The following is a 17,524-nucleotide window of genomic DNA, read 5'->3' as shown; positions in this document are numbered from 1 at the left end:
CGGCGTGGACGGTCCGGCAGTTGGGGCCGGCGGGGTGCGGGCCGGACGGGCACGGGCCGCGAAGTGCTCCGCCAAGGATGCCAGTCCGTACGCACGTTCCGGCACCGCCGGACGGTACGACCTGTGGCGACTGCGGCAAGGAGAAGGTGCGGACCACCCACATGGGCGAGTGCCGCAGCAGGCGTCAGCCCTCGACGCGCGCCGCCGCGAGCAGCTCCTCCGCGTGCGCACGGGCGGTCTCGGAGTCCTCCTGACCGGCGAGCATCCGCGACAACTCGCGGATCCGGTCCTCGCCTTCGAGCACCTTGACACCCGAACGTGTCACCGAGCCGTCGTTGGTCTTCTCGACGAGCAGCTGCCGGTCGGCGAACGCCGCGACCTGGGGAAGGTGCGTGACGACCACGACCTGCGCGGAACGGGCAAGGCGCGCGAGCCGGCGCCCGACCTCGACGGCCGCCTTGCCGCCGACGCCGGCGTCGACCTCGTCGAAGAGATACGTGGGTACGGGATCGGATCCGGCGAAGACGACCTCGACCGCGAGCATCACGCGGGAGAGCTCACCGCCGGACGCGCCCTTGGCGATGGGCCGCGGCGGTGCGCCCGGGTGCGGGGCGAGCAGCAGCTCGACCTCGTCGGCACCGGACGAGGTGTACGCGACCGGGCGGCCGCCGACCTCGATCCCGTCGGGGTCGTCGGTCTGGCCGATGGCGATGGTGACGCGGGCGTGCGGCATCGCGAGCGAGGCGAGTTCGGCGGTGACGGCGGCGGCGAAACGCTCGGCGGCCTCGCCGCGCGCGTCGGTCAACGCCTGGGCGAGTCCGGCCAGTTCACCGCGCAGGGCCTCGCGCTCGGCGGTCAGCTCGCCGATCCGGTCGTCGTCGCTGTCGAGCTCGGTGAGCCGCGCGGCGCTGTTCTCCGCCCAGGCGAGGACGGCGTCGATGCTCTCGCCGTACTTGCGGGTCAACTGGGTCAGCGCGGCCCGGCGCTCCTCGACGGCGGCGAGCCGCAGCGGGTCGGCGTCGAGGTCGTCGGCGTAACCGGCCAGCTCCCCCGCCACGTCGGACAGCAGGATCCCGATCTCGCCGAGGCGTTCGGCAAGTCCGGCGAGTGCGGGGTCATGGGACCGTACGGCGTCGAGCGCGCGCTGGGCGCCGCCGACGAGGAGACCGGCGTCGACGCCCTCGGGGTCCTCGGGGTTGCCGGCCAGGGCGCCGTGCGCGGTGGTCGCGGCGGACGCCAGCGCCTCGGCGTGCCCGAGCCGCTCGGCCTCGGCGGCCAGTTCCACGTCCTCGCCGGCCCGCGGCTCGACGGCGGCGATCTCCTCGAGGCCGAAGCGCAGCAGATCGGCTTCCTGGGCCCGCTCGCGCGCCCGCGTGGTGATCTCGTCGAGCTCCTGGCTCACGGCACGGAATCTCTTGTACGCCGCCACGTATTTGGCGAGCGGAACAGCGACCGCGTCCCCGGCGTACCGGTCGAGGGCCTGCCGCTGCCGGGCCGGCTTGAGCAGCCCTTGCTGGTCGGTCTGGCCGTGCACGGCGACGAGGTCCTCGGCCAGCTCCCCGAGCAGGCCCACGGGCACGCTGCGGCCGCCGAGATGGGCGCGTGAGCGGCCCTCGGCGGAAACGGTACGGCTGATCAGCAGCGCCCCGTCGTCCAGTTCGGCCCCGGCCTCCTCGGCGCGCACCGCGGCCGCGGCGTCCGCGGGCACCCTGATGCGGCCCTCCACGACGGCGGACTTGGCACCGATCCGTACGAGGGCGGCATCGGCGCGACCGCCGAGCAGCAGCCCAAGGCTGGTGACGACCATGGTCTTGCCCGCTCCGGTCTCACCCGTGACCGCGGTGAATCCGGGCGACAGCTCGACCACCGCGTCGTCGATGACTCCGAGCGACCGTATCCGCATCTCCTCCAACACGGACACGACCTTACGAGGTCCGGGGCCCGATGTGCGACGGGCCCCGGCTTGCGGGGGCGAAGCAGCAGTTGGCGGAGGCGGACGGGACGGACGTATCACCCGCGGGAGTGGCGGGCGAAGGGGGCGGCGGCGGCCATTGCGCGCGGTTCGCGGGCAAGGGCCGCACCTGAGGAAAACCCCCCGCATTCCGCTGTGGCCCACCACAGCCGGACTCTGCGGATCGCCCCATTCCCCGCGCCCGTCCCGCGCGCGAGCCTGGTGATCATGCGAACAGGACTGACAGCGGCCGCACTCCGCGCCCATCGACCCGCCTTCGTCGGCACGGCCGTGGCGGCGCTCTTCGCCGCGTGCGTGGTGAGCGCGGCGACATCGATGCTCGTCGCCACGGGCAGCGACACCCTGTCCCCGTCCGCCCGGCACGCCCTCACGGCGAACGGTGTGGGCGACATGGCCGTGGTGATGCTGATCGGCTCGATCTATATGTCGGTCTTCGTGGTCGCCTCGACCATGGGTACCGCCGTCGCTCAGCAGCACCGCGAGCTGGCGCTCGTCCGTGCGGTGGGCGCCAAGCCGAAGCAGGTACGCCGTGCGGTGGCGGCTCAGGCGCTGGCCGCCGCGCTGCCGGCCGCTCTCGCGGGCTTCGGGCTCGGCGGGCTGCTCGGGCGCCTGTGGTTCGACACGATGGTGACGCACGGCCTGGTGCCGGACGGGGTGCCGTTCGCGCCCAGTTGGATCGCCCTGCCCGTCTGCCTGGCCGTCGCGGTGGTGACCTCCGCTCTGGCCGGGGTCCTGTGTTCGCTCCGCTTCTCGCTGCTGCGTCCCGCGCGCGCCCTCGCCGAGGCCGAGGCGGGCCGCCGCGGTCTCGGAGTGCTGCGCGCACCGCTCGGTCTGCTGGCGCTGGCCGGCGGCGGTGTGCTCTCGGTCCTCCTGGCCGGCCAACCGGCCGAGGAGGCGGGACAGGGGGCGTTCCTCGTCCTGCTGCTGTTCTGTGTGGGGATGGGGCTGCTCGGGCCACGCATCATCGGGCCCGCGGCCTGGCTGGTCTCCGCGCTCATCGGCCGGTGCGGTCCTTCGGCCCGCCTGGCGATGCTCAACGTCCGCTCGCAGCCCCGGCGGTTCGCCGCCGCGGTGGTGCCGCTCGTGCTCGTCGTCGGCTTCGGTCTGACCAAGATCGCGATGCATACGACGGCCCGGCACCACACCGGTTCTGCGGGCCGCAGCAGTGCGGTGTGGCTGGACTACATCGGCACCTCGCTGTACGCGGGTTTCGCCGCCATCGCCGCGGCCAACACCCTCGCCATGATCTCGTTCGAGCGCCGCCGTGACCTCGCGCTCCTCAGGGTCGTGGGCACCCAGCGCGGGCAGATCGGGGTGATGGCGCTGTGGGAGGGCGTGGTGGTGACGCTGACCGCGCTGGTGCTCGGCGGGCTGACCGCGCTGGTGACGCTCGCGCCGGTGCTGTCCACGGCCTTCGGCTCGCCCCTGCCGTATCTCCCCTGGACGTTTCTCGCCGGGGTGGCGGGCGGCACGCTGCTCCTGACGGTCGGGGCCACCACGGTCCCGGTGCGGGCGGCGCTGCGGAGGCGCGCGATCACCGTGGTGAAGTCGGCCTGAGACGAGCCGGTCCGCGCGGCCGGCCGTGGTGAACGGCCGGCCGTAGCAACCAGGCCCCCTAGTGCGGTGCTCCCCGCCACCCCGACACCGGAAGCGCGAACTTGGCGACGAGCCGGTCCGTGAACGAGGCGTGGTGGAGCCGGGCAAGACGCACCGGCACCTCACCCCGCCGCACCTCCACCCGCGCGCCGGCGGGCAGTTCGATCGTCCGGCGGCCGTCGCACCAGAGCACGCCATGCGGCGTGTGCGGCTGCACCTCGACCGCGAGCACCGAATTCGGCGATGTCACCAGCGGCTTGGCGAACAGGGCGTGCGCGCTGATCGGAACCATCAGGAGCGCCTCGACCTCGGGCCAGACGACCGGACCGCCCGCCGAGAACGCGTACGCCGTCGAACCGGTCGGTGTCGCGCAGACGATGCCGTCGCAGCCGAAGCCGCTGACCGGCCGCCCGTCGATCTCCAGGACGACCTCGAGCATCCGCTCCGGGGACACCTTCTGCACGGCGGCCTCGTTCAGCGCCCAGTCCGCGTGCACCACCGTGCCGTTGTTGCGAACCCGGACGTCGAGCGTCATCCGCTCCTCGACCTCGTACGCACGGGTGACCACCCGGTCGACGACCTTGTCCAGGTCGTCCCGCTCGGCCTCGGCGAGAAAGCCGACGCGACCGAGGTTCACCCCGAGCATCGGCACCCCGGAGGCGCGCGCGAACTCGGCGCCGCGCAGCAGCGTTCCGTCGCCGCCGAGCACGATGAGCAGCTCACAGCCGTCGAGCGCCTCGGGCGTGGCCTCCGGGATCAGCTCGACCGAGGGCGGCAGCGGCAGATCGGCGGCCTCGGCCGCGAGCACCCGTACCCCGAGACCGCTGCGCAGCAGTCCCTGGACGACGAGTTCGGCGCTGCGGATGGCGGCCGGGCGTCCGGTGTGTGCAAGGAGGAAGACCGTACGCTCCGCCGCCGCCTTGTCCGATTGACTCGTCAACTCGGTCCCTCCGCCACCGCTCGCTCCACATCGGCCGGGTCCGGTTCGGGTGCACCGGCCTTGAGCCACAGAAAGTACTCGACGTTTCCGGACGGCCCGGGCAGCGGGCTCGCCGTCACGCCCTGTACGCCGTACCCGAGTTGCCAGGCCTGCCCGGCCACGGCGCGTACCGCCTCGGCGCGCAGCTCGGGGCTGCGGACGACTCCGCCGCTGCCGAGGCGCTCCTTGCCGACCTCGAACTGCGGCTTGACCATCAGGACCAGGTCGGCGCCGGGTGCCGCACAGCGCACGAGGGCGGGCAGCACCAGGCCGAGCGGGATGAAGGAGAGGTCGCCGACGACCAGGTCGACGGGCTCGCCGTCGATCGCCTCGACCGTCAACTCCCGTACGTTCGTACGGTCCTTGACGGAGACGCGCTCGTCGCTCTGCAGCGACCAGGCGAGCTGCCCGTAGCCGACGTCGACCGCGACCACATGGGCCGCGCCCGCGCGAAGCAGCACATCCGTGAAGCCGCCCGTGGACGCGCCGGCGTCCAGGGCACGCCGGCCCTTGACCACGAGCCCCTGCGGTACGAACGCCTCGAAGGCGCCCGCGAGTTTGTGCCCGCCGCGCGAGACGTACTCGGGATCGCCGTCGTCGGCGGCGACCACGATCGCGGCCGCCGTCTCCACCTGGGTGGCGGGCTTGGTCGCGACATTGCGGCCGACGGTGACGCGGCCCGCGGCGATCAGCTGGCTGGCGTGCTCGCGCGAGCGGGCCAGTTTGCGGCGGACGAGTTCGGCGTCGAGGCGGCGGCGTGCCACTCCTGCCACGTTCGGTTCAGCTCCTGTGGTCGTACGGTCGTGCCGGGGCGCCGCCGGGCAGGGGGCCGGGGCCCGGTGCGGGCCGCCCCTGGTGGGCGCCCGGTGCGGGCGGGCCCTGCCGGGCGTCGAGCGCGGTCAGCGTGTCGCGCAGCCCCGCGTGCACATCCTCGTACACCTCGATATGTCCGTCGGTGGCGAGGTGGTCCACATCGGCCAGGCGCTCCAGCTGGGCGTCCACCTCACCGTGACCGGTGGCGGTGCGCGGCACGCCGAGCGGGCCGGGTTCGTCGGGGGCGGGGGCCTGCGCCTGGGGCGCGGACTCCCCGGAGGGGACCTGTTCGTCGTCCGAGGGGACCTCACGCTCGGGCCCCGGCATCGGGTAGCTCATGCCATGACGCTACCGCGAAGGGCCCCGACCTGGACCGCGAAGGGCGCGGAGCCGGTCTGCGGTACCGTCGATCACGATGGCGACGATCGAAGAGTGCCGTGGTGCGCTCGTCAAACTCAGCGACAATCTGGCCTCCGCCGACGGCGAGGTCCGCAGTGCGGCCGCGCTCGACCGTTCGGTCAGCTGCCACATCAAGGACCTGGACACCACCTTCACCGGCCGCCTCCAGGACGGCCGGATCGAGGTGCACGACACCCAGCCGGGACCTCCGCGCGAGAAGGCGCAGATCCGCCTGGCGATGACCGGAGACGACCTGGTCGCGATGGTGAACGGCGAGCTCAACTTCGCCAAGGCCTGGGCCTCGGGCCGGGTCAAGCTGGAGGCGGGCTTCAGGGACCTGCTCCAGCTGCGCAAGATGCTTTAGCGATACGAGTCCCGGGCGCCGTCACCGTACGGAATCCGCCCGGGCGCCCGTCACCGTACGGAATCCGCCACCTCAGGGACCGTGTCCGTCTTGCGCACCCGCCCCTTGCGCGCCGCCGGCACCACCAGGGGCGTTCCCGTCTCGGGGTCGTCGATGATCTGGCAGGGCAGCCCGAAGACCTCCTCCACGAGGTCGGCCGTCACGATCTCGGCCGGCGCACCCTCGGCGACCACCCGGCCGTCACGCATCGCGATGAGATGCGTGGCATACCGGGCGGCGTGGTTGAGGTCGTGCAGCACGGCCACCAGCGTGCGGCCCTGCTCCTCGTGCAGATCGGCGCAGAGATCGAGGACATCGATCTGGTGCTGGATGTCGAGGAACGTGGTGGGCTCGTCGAGCAGCAGCAGCGGCGTCTGCTGGGCAAGGGCCATGGCGATCCAGACGCGCTGGCGCTGACCGCCGGAGAGTTCGTCGACATAGCGATCGGCCAGTTCGGCGACACCGGTCGAGGCCATCGACTCCTGGACGACCCCCTCGTCCTCGGACGACCACTGCCGAAGCAGCCCCTGGTGCGGGTAGCGGCCGCGGCCCACCAGGTCGGCGACCGTGATGCCGTCGGGTGCGATCGAGGACTGCGGGAGCAGGCCGAGCGTACGGGCGACCTTCTTGGCCGGCATCGAGTGGATGGTCTGCCCGTCGAGCAGCACCCGGCCCTCGGACGGCTTCAGCATCCGCGACAGGGCGCGAAGGAGCGTGGACTTTCCGCAGGCGTTGGGGCCGACGATCACCGTGAAGGAGTGGTCGGGTATCTCGACCGACAGCTGTTCGGCGATGACGCGCTGGTCGTAGCCGAGGGTGACGTTGTCCGCGGACAGGCGGTTCAAGGGAGCACGCTCCTGGTTCGATGAGTTCTTCGCAGCGGTCGTCTGGTGCTTCACGTGGCTCAAATCCGCCCCGCCTTCCGCTCCGAGGCGAGAAGCCAGAGCAGATATCCGCCGCCGAGCACCCCGGTCACCACACCGACCGGCAACTGGTCGGCGCCGAACACCCGCTGCGCCCCCAGATCCGCGGCGATCAGGAGCGTGGCGCCCATGACCATCGAGGCGAGGAGATTGGGTCCCGGCGAGCGGGTCAGCCGCCGTGCGAGCTGCGGTGCGGTGAGCGAGACGAAGGCCACGGGGCCCGCCGCCGCGGTGGCCGCCGCGGTCAGGAGCACGGCCGCCGTCATCAGGACGAGCCGCGTGCGTTCCACCCGTACACCCAGGGCGTACGCCACGTCGTCGCCCATTTCGAGCATGCGCAGCGGACGTGCGTACAGGAGCACGAGCGGCATGAGGATCAGGCAGAACCAGAACAGCGGCCCGACCTGCTCCCAGCCGCGCCCGTTCAGCGAGCCGGTGATCCAGACGACGGCGCGGGCCGCGTCCACGATCTGGGCCTTGGTGAGCAGATAGCCGTTCATGGCGGTGAGCACGGCCGCGGCGCCGATACCGACGAGGACGAGCCGGTAGCCGTGGATGCCGCGCTTCCAGGCGAGCAGATAGATCAGCGCGCCGGTGACCAGACCGCCGGCCAGCGAGCCGAGCGCGACGGCTTCGGCGCTGCCCTGGAAGAGCACGATCACGATGAGTGCGCCGACCGTGGAGCCCTGGCCGAAGCCGATGATGTCGGGGCTGCCGAGCGGGTTGCGCGTCACCGACTGGAACAGCGCACCGGACAGGCCCAGCGCGGCGCCGACCAGGAGGCCGACGACGACGCGCGGCAGCCGCAGGTCGTTGATGATGAACTCGTGCGCGACGCTGCCGTTGCCCATCAGGGTGTTGAGCACGTCCGGAACGGGGATCTGGAAGTCGCCGGTGCCGATGAGCAGCACACTGGCCGCGAACGCGACGACGAGCAGCGCCCCGACCGTGAGCAGCGGACGCAGCTCGAACCGGACGGAGAGGCCGCCCGCGGTCCGTACCGCCCGCACAGAGGTTTTCGGCACAGAGGTGCCCGACACAGAGGTCTTCGAAGGGGCCTTCACAGCTGCGCCATCCTCCGGCGTCGTACGAGAAAGATGAACAGCGGACCGCCGATGAGCGCCGTCACGATGCCGACCTGCAGTTCGGCCGGGCGCGTGACCACGCGGCCGATGACGTCGGCGCCCAGGAGCAGCACCGGCGACAGGACCGTGGCGTACGGCAGGATCCAGCGCTGGTCGGGGCCGGTGAAGCTGCGCACGATGTGCGGCACCATCAGGCCGACGAAGACGATCGGCCCGCAGGCCGCGGTGGCCGCACCGCACAGGAGCGTCACGGCGAGCATCGCGACCGCGCGGGTGCGGTTGACGTGGGCGCCCAGCGCGCGGGCGGTGTCGTCGCCCATGCCCATCGCGTTGAGCGGGCGGGCCACGACGAGCGCGAGGACGATGCCGACGCCGATGAACGGCAGCACCTGCCCGACCGTGGACATCGAGGCGGAGGCCAGCGAACCGACCGTCCAGAAGCGCATCTTGTCGAGGGCCGCGGTGTCCATGATCTGTACGGCGTTGATGTAGCCGTAGAGCGCGGCGGTCGCGGCCGTACCGGCGAGCGCGAGCCGTACCGGGGTGGCGGCGCGGACCCCGCCGAGCGCGTACACCAGGACCATGACGGCGGCGGCGCCGGCGAACGCGAACCAGACGTAGCCGGTCAGCGAGGTGACCCCGAAGAAGCTGACCGCCGAGACGACCGCGGCGGAGGCTCCGGCGTTGATGCCGAGCAGTCCGGGGTCGGCGAGCGGGTTGCGGGTGAGCGCCTGCATCACGGCGCCGGCGAGGCCGAGGGCCGCGCCCGCGAGCAGTCCGAGCAGGGTGCGCGGCAGGCGGAGGTCGCGGATGACGACGTCGTTGTCGGTGCCCGTGTTACCGAACAGGCCGTGCCAGACGTCGCCGACGGGTATCTGCTTGGCGCCTATCGCGATGCTCGCCACGACGACGAGCAGCAGCACACCGACGGAGACCAGCAGACCGGCCGCGCGCATCGCCTGGCGCCGGGCCGGCACCGTATCGGCTGGTGGCGGCTGTGTCTGGGGCTGAGGGGGACTGTCGACCAACACCCGGTTAGGTTAGCCTACCCTCGCACTTCCCTTCGACGAGAGAGCACGAAGAATGTTGCCGTCCCGTCCTTCCCTTTCGCCGGCCGGTCAGCGCTCCCGGATATCCCGGCGCGGACTGCTCGCCTCCGGCGGCGCCCTCGGCCTGGGCGCGCTCCTTGCCGCGTGCGGCGACTCGGAGGACGCCAAGTCTCCCGAGAAGAAGGGCAGTTGGTCCTTCAAGGACGACCGCGGCAAGACCGTGAAGACCAACGGCACCCCCAAGAACGTGGTCGCCTACATAGGCGCCGCCTCCGCCCTGCACGACTTCGGCGTCGAGTGCGTGGGGGTGTTCGGCCCCACGAAGCTCGAGAACGGCAAGCCCGATGTCCAGGCGGGCCGGATCGATGTCGACAAGGTCGAGATCATCGGCAACGCCTGGGGCGAGTTCAGCCTCGAGAAGTACGCGGCCCTCGAGCCCGACCTCCTCGTCACCACGATGAACGAGTCGCCGACGCTCTGGTACGTCCCCGAGGAGTCGGCCAAGAAGATCGCGGCCCTCGCCCCCTCCGTCGGCATCCTCACCGGCAAGGCCTCGCTGACCGGCGTGATCGACCGCTTCGGCGAGCTCGCGGCCTCGCTCGGCGCGGATCTCAAGGCGAAGAAGGTGACCGACGCCAAGGCCCGATTCGAGGCCGCGGCCGAGTCCGTACGCCAGGCCGCCAAGACCGCGAAGGCCAAGAAGCTGAAGGTCATGGCGGTCTCCGCGACCAAGGACCTGCTCTACGTCGGTACCCCCGACGACTTCACCGATCTGCGCTACTACCGCGAGCTCGGCGTCGACTTCGTGACCCCGGACGGGGTCGGCGAGGCCGGCTTCTTCGCCGAGCTGAGCTGGGAGAACGCCGACAAGTACGACGCCGACGTGATCCTCGTCGACAAGCGCACCGGAAATCTTCAGCCCGAGGACCTGAAGAAGTCCATGCCCACCTGGGCGAAGCTCCCCGCGGTCAAGGCCGGCCAGACCGTGGCTTGGTACAACGAGCCGCAGTTCAGCCACGCCGGTATCGCGCCGCTCCTCGAATCCCTTGCCACCGCTCTTCAAGACGCCAAGAAGGTCGCCTGATGTCTGCCAAGAACCGCCCCTCGCACCTGAACAAGGGCGGCCTCTCCCGCCGCGGCCTGCTCTCCGCCGGCGCGGCCTTCGGTCTCGGTGCCTTCCTGACCGCGTGCGGCGATGACAAGAAGCCCGCGGCGAGCACCGACAAGGGCAAGGACAAGCCCTGGTCGTTCAAGGACGACCGCGGCAAGACCGCCAAGGTCGGCCACACCCCGAACAAGATCGTCGCCTTTGTCTCCACGGCCGCGGCCCTGCACGACTACGGCATCGAATGCGTCGGCATCTTCGGCCCCAGCAAGCCGATCGACGGCAAGCCCAACCCGCAGGCCGGCGCCATGGACGTGGCCAAGGTGACGAGCCTCGGTGAGGACTGGGGCCAGTTCAACGTCGAGAAGTACGCGGCGCTCGAGCCCGATCTCCTGATCAGCAACATGTTCCCGGCGCCGCTCCTCTGGTTCGTCCCCGAGGAGTCCACCAAGAAGATCGAGGCGCTCGCCCCGACCGTCGGCATCGACGGCGCCCGCCGTACGCTGCTCGACCCGCTCAAGCGCTACACGGAGCTCGCGAAGTCGCTCGGCGCCGACCTGGAGGCCCAGGCCGTCAAGGACGCCAAGGCCCGCTTCGACAAGGCTGAGGCGCGGCTGCGCGAAGCGGCGAAGAAGAACAAGGGCCTCAAGGTCATGGCGGTCACGGCCGACAAGGACCAGTTCTACGTGGCCGTCCCCGACTCCTACTGCGACCTCAACTACTTCAAGGACCTCGGCGTCGAGCTGATCGAGGGCAAGAAGGTCGACGAGTGGGGCTTCTGGGAGACCTTCAGCTGGGAGAACACCGACAAGTACCACGCGGACCTGCTCCTGCTCGACAACCGCAGCCAGACGCTGCCCGCCGCCGAGCTGGCCAAGAAGCCGACGTGGACCCGCATGCCCGCGGTCGAGGCCGACCAGGTCATTCCGTGGTCGATGGAGGAGCGCTACAGCTACGCCGGTTACGCGCCGGTCCTCGAAGCGCTCGCCGAGTCCATCGAGAACGCGAAGAAGCTCAAGGCCTGACCGGCCGGCGCAATTGCCAGGAGGAGTCCGCCCGTGTCCGACGCCCCGTACCAGTTCTTCGACACCCATGTCGTACGCAAGGAACGTCTGACCCCGTCGATGATCCGTGTCGCTTTCGGCGGCCCGGACGTCGCGCGGATGGCGTCGGCCGGGCGGGACCAGCGCATCAAGCTGTTCCTGCCGCACCCGGGCCAGGACGCTCCGATCGTGCCGACGGAGCAGGGCGACAACTGGTACGCCGCCTGGCGGGAACTCGACCCCGCGGTCCGCGGGGTCATGCGCACGTACACGACCCGCGCCCTGACCTCCGACGAACTCCTCGTCGACTTCGCCCTGCACGGCACCGAGGCCCCGGCATCGCGCTGGGCCCACCACGCGGAGCCGGGCGACCGCGTCTCGGTCCTCGCCCCGGTCGACGAGGAGAACGGCGCGTACGACTTCCGCCCGCCCGAGGACTCCGAATGGCTGCTCCTCACGGGCGACGCGTCGGCCCTGCCCGCCATCGCCGGCATCCTCGAATCGCTGCCGTCCGGTCTTCCCGTACGGGTGTGGCTGGAGGTCCGCGATCTCGCCGACCGCCAGGAGCTGGCCACCGCCGCGGACGCGAAGATCGAGTGGGTCACCTCGGGGGTGGTGGACGCGGTCCGCGCGGCGGATCTGCCGTCCGGCACCCCGTACGCCTGGATCGCGGGCGAATCGGCCACCGTAAAGGCGCTGCGCCGCCATCTCGTCGGTGAGCGGGGCTTCGACAAGCGGCGGGTGAAGTTCACGGGCTACTGGCGCCAGGGAGCCACCGAGGACGACCTCCTGACCTCGGGCGAGGACGCCTGAACCACGTGAGGGGTGCGCCCGGGCCGGGCGCACCCCTCACGTCGTCACAGCCCCAGCCGCGCCAGCACCTTCCCCGAGTCCAGCTCGCACACCCCTGCGCCCGCGTGCGTCCAAGCCGCCGCGCACAGCGCCCGCAGGCCGTCCAACGGCTCGCCCTCACCGTCGAGTTCGAGGCGCTCCCCCGCCCGCGCGGTCCAGCCGCCGCAGCGGAACCCGTCGCCCTCGGCCACGACCTCGGGCTGCCCGGTGAGCATGCCGCGCAGATCGGCGTCGACGTATGTGGGCCGGTGCTCGGGCCGCGCCGCGAGCAGCTGCGCGCCGTCGGTCACTCCGGTCAGGACGAGCAGCGAGTCGACCTGCCCGTTGTAGGCACCCTCGATGTCCGTGTCGAGCCGGTCGCCCACCACCAGCGGGTGCTCGGCACCCGTGCGCAGAATCGTCTCGCGGTGCATCGGCGGCAACGGCTTGCCCGCGACCTGCGGTTCGGCGCCCGTGGCGATCCGTACGACCTCCACCGCCGCACCGTTGCCGGGCGCGATGCCGCGTCCGCTCGGGATGGTCAGGTCGGTGTTGGACGCGTACCAGGGCACGCCCCGCGCGATCGCGTAACAGGCCTCCGCGAACCTTCCCCACTGCAACTCGGGCCCGCCGTACCCCTGCACCACGGCCGCAGGATCGTCGTCCGCCGACTCCACCGGTACGAGCCCCCGCTCGCGCAGCGCGATCCGCAGCCCTCCCCCGCCGATGACCAGGACCTTCGCACCGGCCGGCTGCTGCTCCGAGATGAGCCGGGCCACGGCCTGCGCGGAGTTGATCACCTCGGAGGCCTCGGTCGGCACCCCGAGCTCCGTGATGTGCTCGGCCACGACCTGCGGCGGACGCAGCGCGTTGTTGGTGACATACGCGAGCCGCATACCGCCCTCGCGCGCGGTCAGCAGCGAGTCGACGGCGTGCGTGATCGCCGCACCGCCCGCGTACACCACCCCGTCGAGGTCGAGCAGCGCCGTGTCGTACGCCGCGCTCAGCGCCCGTTCGCTGCCGGCCGGGCTGGTCCTGACGGTCTCATGCATGGTGGTCATCGCTCCTCGATCGGTGCTTATGCCCCGATCCTCTCGCACTGCTCGGACACAACTACGATGCCTCAATGAACACCACAGGTCAGAGGGACAGCGGTAGGCCGGAGGGGCTGCACCTCTCACCGTTTCGGGGCCTGCGTTACGCCCCGGAGCGGGTCGGCAGCCTGGCCGCGGTCACGTCGCCGCCGTACGACGTGGTCGTACGGCCCGACGGCCTGACCCACCTGGAATCGGCGGACCCCCACAACATCGTCCGGCTGATCCTCCCGCAGGCCGAAACGCCCGCGGCCCGCCACCAGCAGGCCGCCGACACCCTGCACCGCTGGCTCGCCGAGGGCATCCTCGCCCCGGACCCGGAACCGGCGCTCTACGTCTACGAGCAGCGCAACGGCGACGTGCTCCAGCGCGGTCTCATCGGCGCGCTGGAGCTCTCGGAGGCGGCCCAGGGCGTCGTGCTGCCGCACGAGGACGTGATGCCGGATGTCGTCGCCGACCGCGCGGCCCTGATGCGCGCCGCGGCCGCCAACTTCGAGCCGCTGCTGCTCACTTACCGCAGCGAAGGCACCCGGGTCGGCGCGACCGCGGCGATCGAGCGGGCGGCCCAGCGCCCCCCGCTGCTCTCCACGACCACGGAGGACGGCTTCAGCCACCGCCTGTGGTCGGTCACGGACCCCGCCGAACTGGCCGAGGTCCAGAGCGACTTGAGCCACCGCCAGGCCCTGATCGCCGACGGCCACCACCGCTGGGCCACGTATCTGCGCCTGCGCGCCGAACACCCGCGGGGCACGCCCTGGGACCACGGTCTGGTGCTCCTGGTGGACACGGCCCGCTACCCCCTGCGCGTACGGGCCATCCACCGCCTGCTGCACCGACTGCCGCTCGCCGACGCCCTCTCCTCCGTACGGGGCTCCTTCCGTGTACGCCAGGTCGACGGCCCCCTCTCGCGCGCCATGGAGTCCCTGGCCTCCGCGTCGGCCGAGTCCAACGCCTTCCTCCTGACCGGCGACGGCACGTACCACCTGATCGACCGCCCCTCCCCCGAGCTCCTGGCCCGCACGGTGCGGGCCGACCGCCCCGACGCCTGGCGCCGGCTCGACGCGACGGTCCTGCACGCCACACTCCTCGACCACGTCTGGAACATCCCGGACGACCCCGCGCACATCGCGTACATCCACGACACGGTGGCCACGGTCGCCAAGGCGGAACGCGACGGCGGTACGGCGGTCCTCATGCACCCCGTCCACGAGGACGTCGTACGGGAGCTGGCGCGCGAGGGCGTGACGATGCCGCGCAAGTCGACGTCGTTCGGCCCGAAGCCGGCCACGGGTCTGGTGCTGCGCAGCCTCGCCCACTGAGCCCTCGCCTGCCGGGCCCGGATACGACGAAGGGGCGGTGACCGTTTCCGGTCACCGCCCCTTTTCACTTGTCCCTGAAGCCTCAGGCCTTGTCCGCCTCGGGCTCCTCGCCCTCGTCGGCGGCCTGCGCCTCGTCCTGCTCGGGGGCCACGAAGAGCGGCTGGTCGAGCGTCGGCTTGGCGGCTACGTCGTCGTCCGCGTCGTCGTCGCCCTCGTACTCGTCGTCATCGGGGTCGTAGTACTCGGTACCGTCGGCCTTCTCGGCCTCCGCTACGTCCTCGTCGTCCTCGGAGTCGTCGGACTCGTCGGACTCGTCGGTGCGGGACTCTGCGACGAGCTGCTCGTCCTCGTCGCCCTCGCCCTCGTCCTCGTCATCGTCCTCATCGAAGGCGTCGACGAACTCCACACCGTCCAGCTCCGCGAGCCGGTCGGAGGCATTGGTGGTGTGCTCCTTGTCGGACTCGACGGTCTTGGCGAACCACTCCCGCGCCTCGTCCTCACGCCCGGCCTCGAGCAGCGCATCGGCGTAGGCGTAGCGCAGTCGCGCGGTCCACGGCTGTACGGAGTTCGAGGCGAGCTCGGGGCTCTGCAGCGTCACGATGGCCGCGTCGAGCTGGCCCATGTCGCGCCGTGCACCGGCGGCGACCAGCCGCATCTCGACCTGTCCGGCCTTGTCGAGCCGCTTCACCTCGGGCTCACCGGCCATGTCCAGCGCCTTCTCGGGCCGCCCGAGACCGCGCTCGCAGTCCGCCATGACGGGCCACAGCTCGGCCGAGCCGGTCATCCGGCGCGCGGCACGGAACTCGGCGAGCGCCTCGGAGTACTTCTCGTTCGCGTACGCGGCGAAGCCGGCGGCCTCGCGGACGGCAGCGACACGGGACGCGAGGCGCAGGGCCACACGCGAGTACGCGTAGGCCTGCTCGGGATCCTCGTCGATGAGCTTGGCGACCATCACCAGGTTCTTGGCGACATCGTCCGCAAGGCCCTTGGGGAGGCTCTGCAGCTCCTGCCGTACGTCCGGGTCGACCTCGTAGCCGGTGACGTCCTCCGGGATCGGCAGCCGCCGGATCGGCTCGCGGTCGCGGTCCCGGTCGTCACGTCCCCGGTACCCACCGCGGTCGTCACGCCCGCGGTATCCACCACGGTCGTCGTCGCGACGCGGCCCGGAGCCGCCGGACGGACGTCCGCCACGGTCGTCACGGCCGCGGAACCCGCCGCGGTCGTCGTCACGGCGGGGCGCGTAGCCACCACCGGAGGGACGGCCACCGCGGTCGTCGCGTCGGTCATCGCGACGGTCGTCACGGCGGAACCCACCGCGGTCGTCGCCACGGTCATCACGACGGGGACCTCGGTCGTCACGGCGGTCGTCACGACGCTCGAAGCCACCGCCGGACGGACGGCCACCACGGTCGTCACGACGCTCGAAGCCGTCGCCGGACGGGCGCCCGCCGCGGTCGTCACGGCGCGGACCGCCGGAACGGTCGTCACGCCCGCGGTACCCACCACGGTCGTCATCACGACGCGGCCCGTAGCCACCACCCGCAGGCCGGCCACCACGATCGTCACGACGGAAACCGCCGCCACCCGACGGGCGGCCGCCGCGATCGTCACGACGCTCGAAGCCACCACCGGACGGACGACCACCACGGTCGTCGTCACGACGGAAAGAAGGACGGTCATCACGACGCGGGCCGCCGGAGCGGTCGTCACGTCCGCGGTAGCCACCGCGGTCGTCGTCACGGCGGGGCGCGTAGCCACCACCGGAGGGACGGCCGCCGCGGTCGTCACGTCGGTCATCCCGACGGTCGTTGTCACGCCGGAAGGAGGGACGGTCGTCACGGCGGAACCCGCCGCGGTCGTCGCCACGGTCATCACGACGCGGACCGCGGTCGTCACGACGCTCGAAGCCACCGCCGGACGGGCGGCCGCCGCGGTCATCACGACGCGGACCGCCGGAACGGTCGTCATCACGACGCGGACCGTAGCCACCACCCGCAGGCCGGCCACCACGGTCATCGCGACGGAAACCGCCGCCACCCGACGGACGGCCACCACGATCGTCACGACGCTCGAAACCACCACCGGACGGACGTCCACCACGGTCATCACGACGCTCGAAGCCGCCGCCGGACGGGCGCCCGCCACGGTCATCACGGCGCGGACCGCCGGAACGGTCGTCACGCCCGCGGTACCCACCACGGTCGTCATCACGGCGCGGACCGCCGGAACGGTCATCTCGACGGAAACCGCCTCGGTCACCCCCGCGATCGTCCCTGCGGGGACCGCTGGGGCGCTCGTCACGCCGGCCGGAACCACCGCGGTCGTCCCTGCGCGGGCCGCGGTCATCACGGCCGCCGCGGTATCCGCCCCGGTCATCGTCCCGGCGGCGCGGCTCGCGCTCCGGACGATCCTCGGGAGAGTTGCTCGACATCGGTGACTCCTGTCCTAGGTACCGCAAGTCATTCTTGCGCAACCGCCAACCGGCCGCGCTTCGGCAGAAAAAGAAAAGGACCCCTGGTCCCCAGCGTGAACGCTGGGACCAGGGGTCCTCCAATAATTGTTCGGCGGCGTCCTACTCTCCCACAGGGTCCCCCCTGCAGTACCATCGGCGCTGTGAGGCTTAGCTTCCGGGTTCGGAATGTAACCGGGCGTTTCCCTCACGCTATGACCACCGAAACCCTTTCAAGTGGCTCCAAAATTCCGGAGCCTGAACAGGGCAGCGAACAAGCACTCTCTTCAATTGAGGAACTGTTCAGCCGGCAACAGCTGTTCGTTACTTCAGAACTAACACAGTGGACGCGAGCAACTGAGGACAAGCCCTCGGCCTATTAGTACCGGTCAGCTCCACCCTTTACAGGGCTTCCACATCCGGCCTATCAACCCAGTCGTCTACTGGGAGCCTTAACCCCTCAA

General features: G+C 71.4%; 15 protein-coding genes, 2 rRNA genes and 1 pseudogene. 6 read left to right on the top strand and 12 right to left on the bottom strand.

The window, feature by feature from the left end; all coding sequences use genetic code 11:
• Window positions 1-184: 184 nt before the first annotated feature.
• On the bottom strand, window positions 185-1,903 hold the full coding sequence (gene recN, locus G6045_RS07965) for a DNA repair protein RecN (RefSeq protein ID WP_165331163.1): 1,719 nt from the start codon (window positions 1,901-1,903) through the stop codon (window positions 185-187).
• Between the two features lie 276 nt (window positions 1,904-2,179).
• Here recN and G6045_RS07960 point away from each other — a divergent pair, with 276 nt between their 5' ends.
• The gene (locus G6045_RS07960) at window positions 2,180-3,529 is read left to right on the top strand and encodes an FtsX-like permease family protein (RefSeq protein ID WP_165331127.1); all 1,350 of its coding nucleotides are present in this window, start codon (window positions 2,180-2,182) and stop codon (window positions 3,527-3,529) included.
• A 58-nt stretch (window positions 3,530-3,587) separates the two neighbouring features.
• On the opposite strand, the gene G6045_RS07955 is transcribed toward G6045_RS07960, so the two are convergent.
• Genes G6045_RS07955 through G6045_RS07945 form a run of 3 tightly spaced genes read right to left on the bottom strand, consistent with a single transcriptional unit; the run spans window position 3,588 to window position 5,699 of the window.
• Window positions 3,588-4,508: an NAD kinase gene (locus tag G6045_RS07955; protein ID WP_165331126.1), complete on the bottom strand. Its 921-nt coding sequence runs from the start codon at window positions 4,506-4,508 to the stop codon at window positions 3,588-3,590.
• On the bottom strand, window positions 4,505-5,320 hold the full coding sequence (locus G6045_RS07950) for a TlyA family RNA methyltransferase (RefSeq protein WP_165331125.1): 816 nt from the start codon (window positions 5,318-5,320) through the stop codon (window positions 4,505-4,507). Before G6045_RS07950 ends, G6045_RS07955 begins: the two co-directional genes overlap by 4 nt.
• A 7-nt stretch (window positions 5,321-5,327) precedes the next feature.
• Window positions 5,328-5,699 (bottom strand): hypothetical protein, encoded by a 372-nt coding sequence (locus G6045_RS07945; RefSeq protein WP_165331124.1) that lies wholly within the window; start codon window positions 5,697-5,699, stop codon window positions 5,328-5,330.
• 76 nt (window positions 5,700-5,775) lie between these two features.
• Here G6045_RS07945 and G6045_RS07940 point away from each other — a divergent pair, with 76 nt between their 5' ends.
• Window positions 5,776-6,123, top strand: coding sequence for an SCP2 sterol-binding domain-containing protein (locus tag G6045_RS07940; protein WP_165331123.1), 348 nt, complete (start codon window positions 5,776-5,778; stop codon window positions 6,121-6,123).
• 50 nt (window positions 6,124-6,173) lie between these two features.
• On the opposite strand, the gene G6045_RS07935 is transcribed toward G6045_RS07940, so the two are convergent.
• From G6045_RS07935 to G6045_RS07925, 3 genes are read right to left on the bottom strand one after another with little or no spacing between them, the layout of a single operon-like run.
• A complete protein-coding gene (locus G6045_RS07935; RefSeq protein ID WP_165331122.1) occupies window positions 6,174-7,061 on the bottom strand; it encodes an ABC transporter ATP-binding protein in 888 nt (295 codons plus the stop codon).
• A 5-nt stretch (window positions 7,062-7,066) separates the two neighbouring features.
• On the bottom strand, window positions 7,067-8,110 hold the full coding sequence (locus tag G6045_RS07930; protein ID WP_328707695.1) for a FecCD family ABC transporter permease: 1,044 nt from the start codon (window positions 8,108-8,110) through the stop codon (window positions 7,067-7,069).
• Window positions 8,111-8,145: 35 nt separating this feature from the next.
• Window positions 8,146-9,198 carry a FecCD family ABC transporter permease gene (locus tag G6045_RS07925; RefSeq protein ID WP_235967689.1) on the bottom strand — a complete coding sequence of 351 codons (1,053 nt, stop codon included), beginning with the start codon at window positions 9,196-9,198 and terminating at the stop codon, window positions 8,146-8,148.
• 55 nt (window positions 9,199-9,253) lie between these two features.
• Between G6045_RS07925 and G6045_RS07920 the strand changes: the two genes are divergently transcribed.
• From G6045_RS07920 to G6045_RS07910, 3 genes are read left to right on the top strand one after another with little or no spacing between them, the layout of a single operon-like run.
• Complete coding sequence (locus G6045_RS07920; protein ID WP_165331120.1) at window positions 9,254-10,303, top strand: ABC transporter substrate-binding protein; 1,050 nt, start codon at window positions 9,254-9,256, stop codon at window positions 10,301-10,303.
• The gene (locus G6045_RS07915; RefSeq protein WP_165331119.1) at window positions 10,303-11,349 is read left to right on the top strand and encodes an ABC transporter substrate-binding protein; all 1,047 of its coding nucleotides are present in this window, start codon (window positions 10,303-10,305) and stop codon (window positions 11,347-11,349) included. Before G6045_RS07920 ends, G6045_RS07915 begins: the two co-directional genes overlap by 1 nt.
• A gap of 33 nt (window positions 11,350-11,382) precedes the next feature.
• Entirely contained in the window at window positions 11,383-12,180 is a 798-nt protein-coding gene (locus tag G6045_RS07910) for a siderophore-interacting protein (RefSeq protein ID WP_165331118.1), read from the top strand.
• A 44-nt stretch (window positions 12,181-12,224) separates the two neighbouring features.
• On the opposite strand, the gene G6045_RS07905 is transcribed toward G6045_RS07910, so the two are convergent.
• Complete coding sequence (locus G6045_RS07905) at window positions 12,225-13,250, bottom strand: HAD hydrolase-like protein (RefSeq protein ID WP_165331161.1); 1,026 nt, start codon at window positions 13,248-13,250, stop codon at window positions 12,225-12,227.
• 74 nt (window positions 13,251-13,324) lie between these two features.
• Between G6045_RS07905 and G6045_RS07900 the strand changes: the two genes are divergently transcribed.
• Complete coding sequence (locus G6045_RS07900) at window positions 13,325-14,611, top strand: DUF1015 family protein (protein ID WP_165331117.1); 1,287 nt, start codon at window positions 13,325-13,327, stop codon at window positions 14,609-14,611.
• A gap of 82 nt (window positions 14,612-14,693) precedes the next feature.
• Here G6045_RS07900 and G6045_RS07895 read toward each other — a convergent pair whose 3' ends face one another.
• From G6045_RS07895 to G6045_RS42475, 4 genes and pseudogenes are all read right to left on the bottom strand, one after another.
• The gene (locus G6045_RS07895; RefSeq protein ID WP_206343387.1) at window positions 14,694-15,671 is read right to left on the bottom strand and encodes a tetratricopeptide repeat protein; all 978 of its coding nucleotides are present in this window, start codon (window positions 15,669-15,671) and stop codon (window positions 14,694-14,696) included.
• A 540-nt stretch (window positions 15,672-16,211) separates the two neighbouring features.
• A pseudogene (locus tag G6045_RS41970) lies at window positions 16,212-17,051 on the bottom strand (hypothetical protein); the annotation flags it as partial.
• Between the two features lie 119 nt (window positions 17,052-17,170).
• A 5S ribosomal RNA gene (gene rrf, locus G6045_RS07885) occupies window positions 17,171-17,287 on the bottom strand.
• Between the two features lie 132 nt (window positions 17,288-17,419).
• Window positions 17,420-17,524 (bottom strand): 23S ribosomal RNA (locus G6045_RS42475); the annotation flags it as partial.

Source organism: Streptomyces mesophilus, from assembly GCF_011044995.1.
Lineage (GTDB): Bacteria > Actinomycetota > Actinomycetes > Streptomycetales > Streptomycetaceae > Streptomyces > Streptomyces mesophilus.
This window is presented reverse-complemented; position numbering and strand designations above follow the sequence as displayed.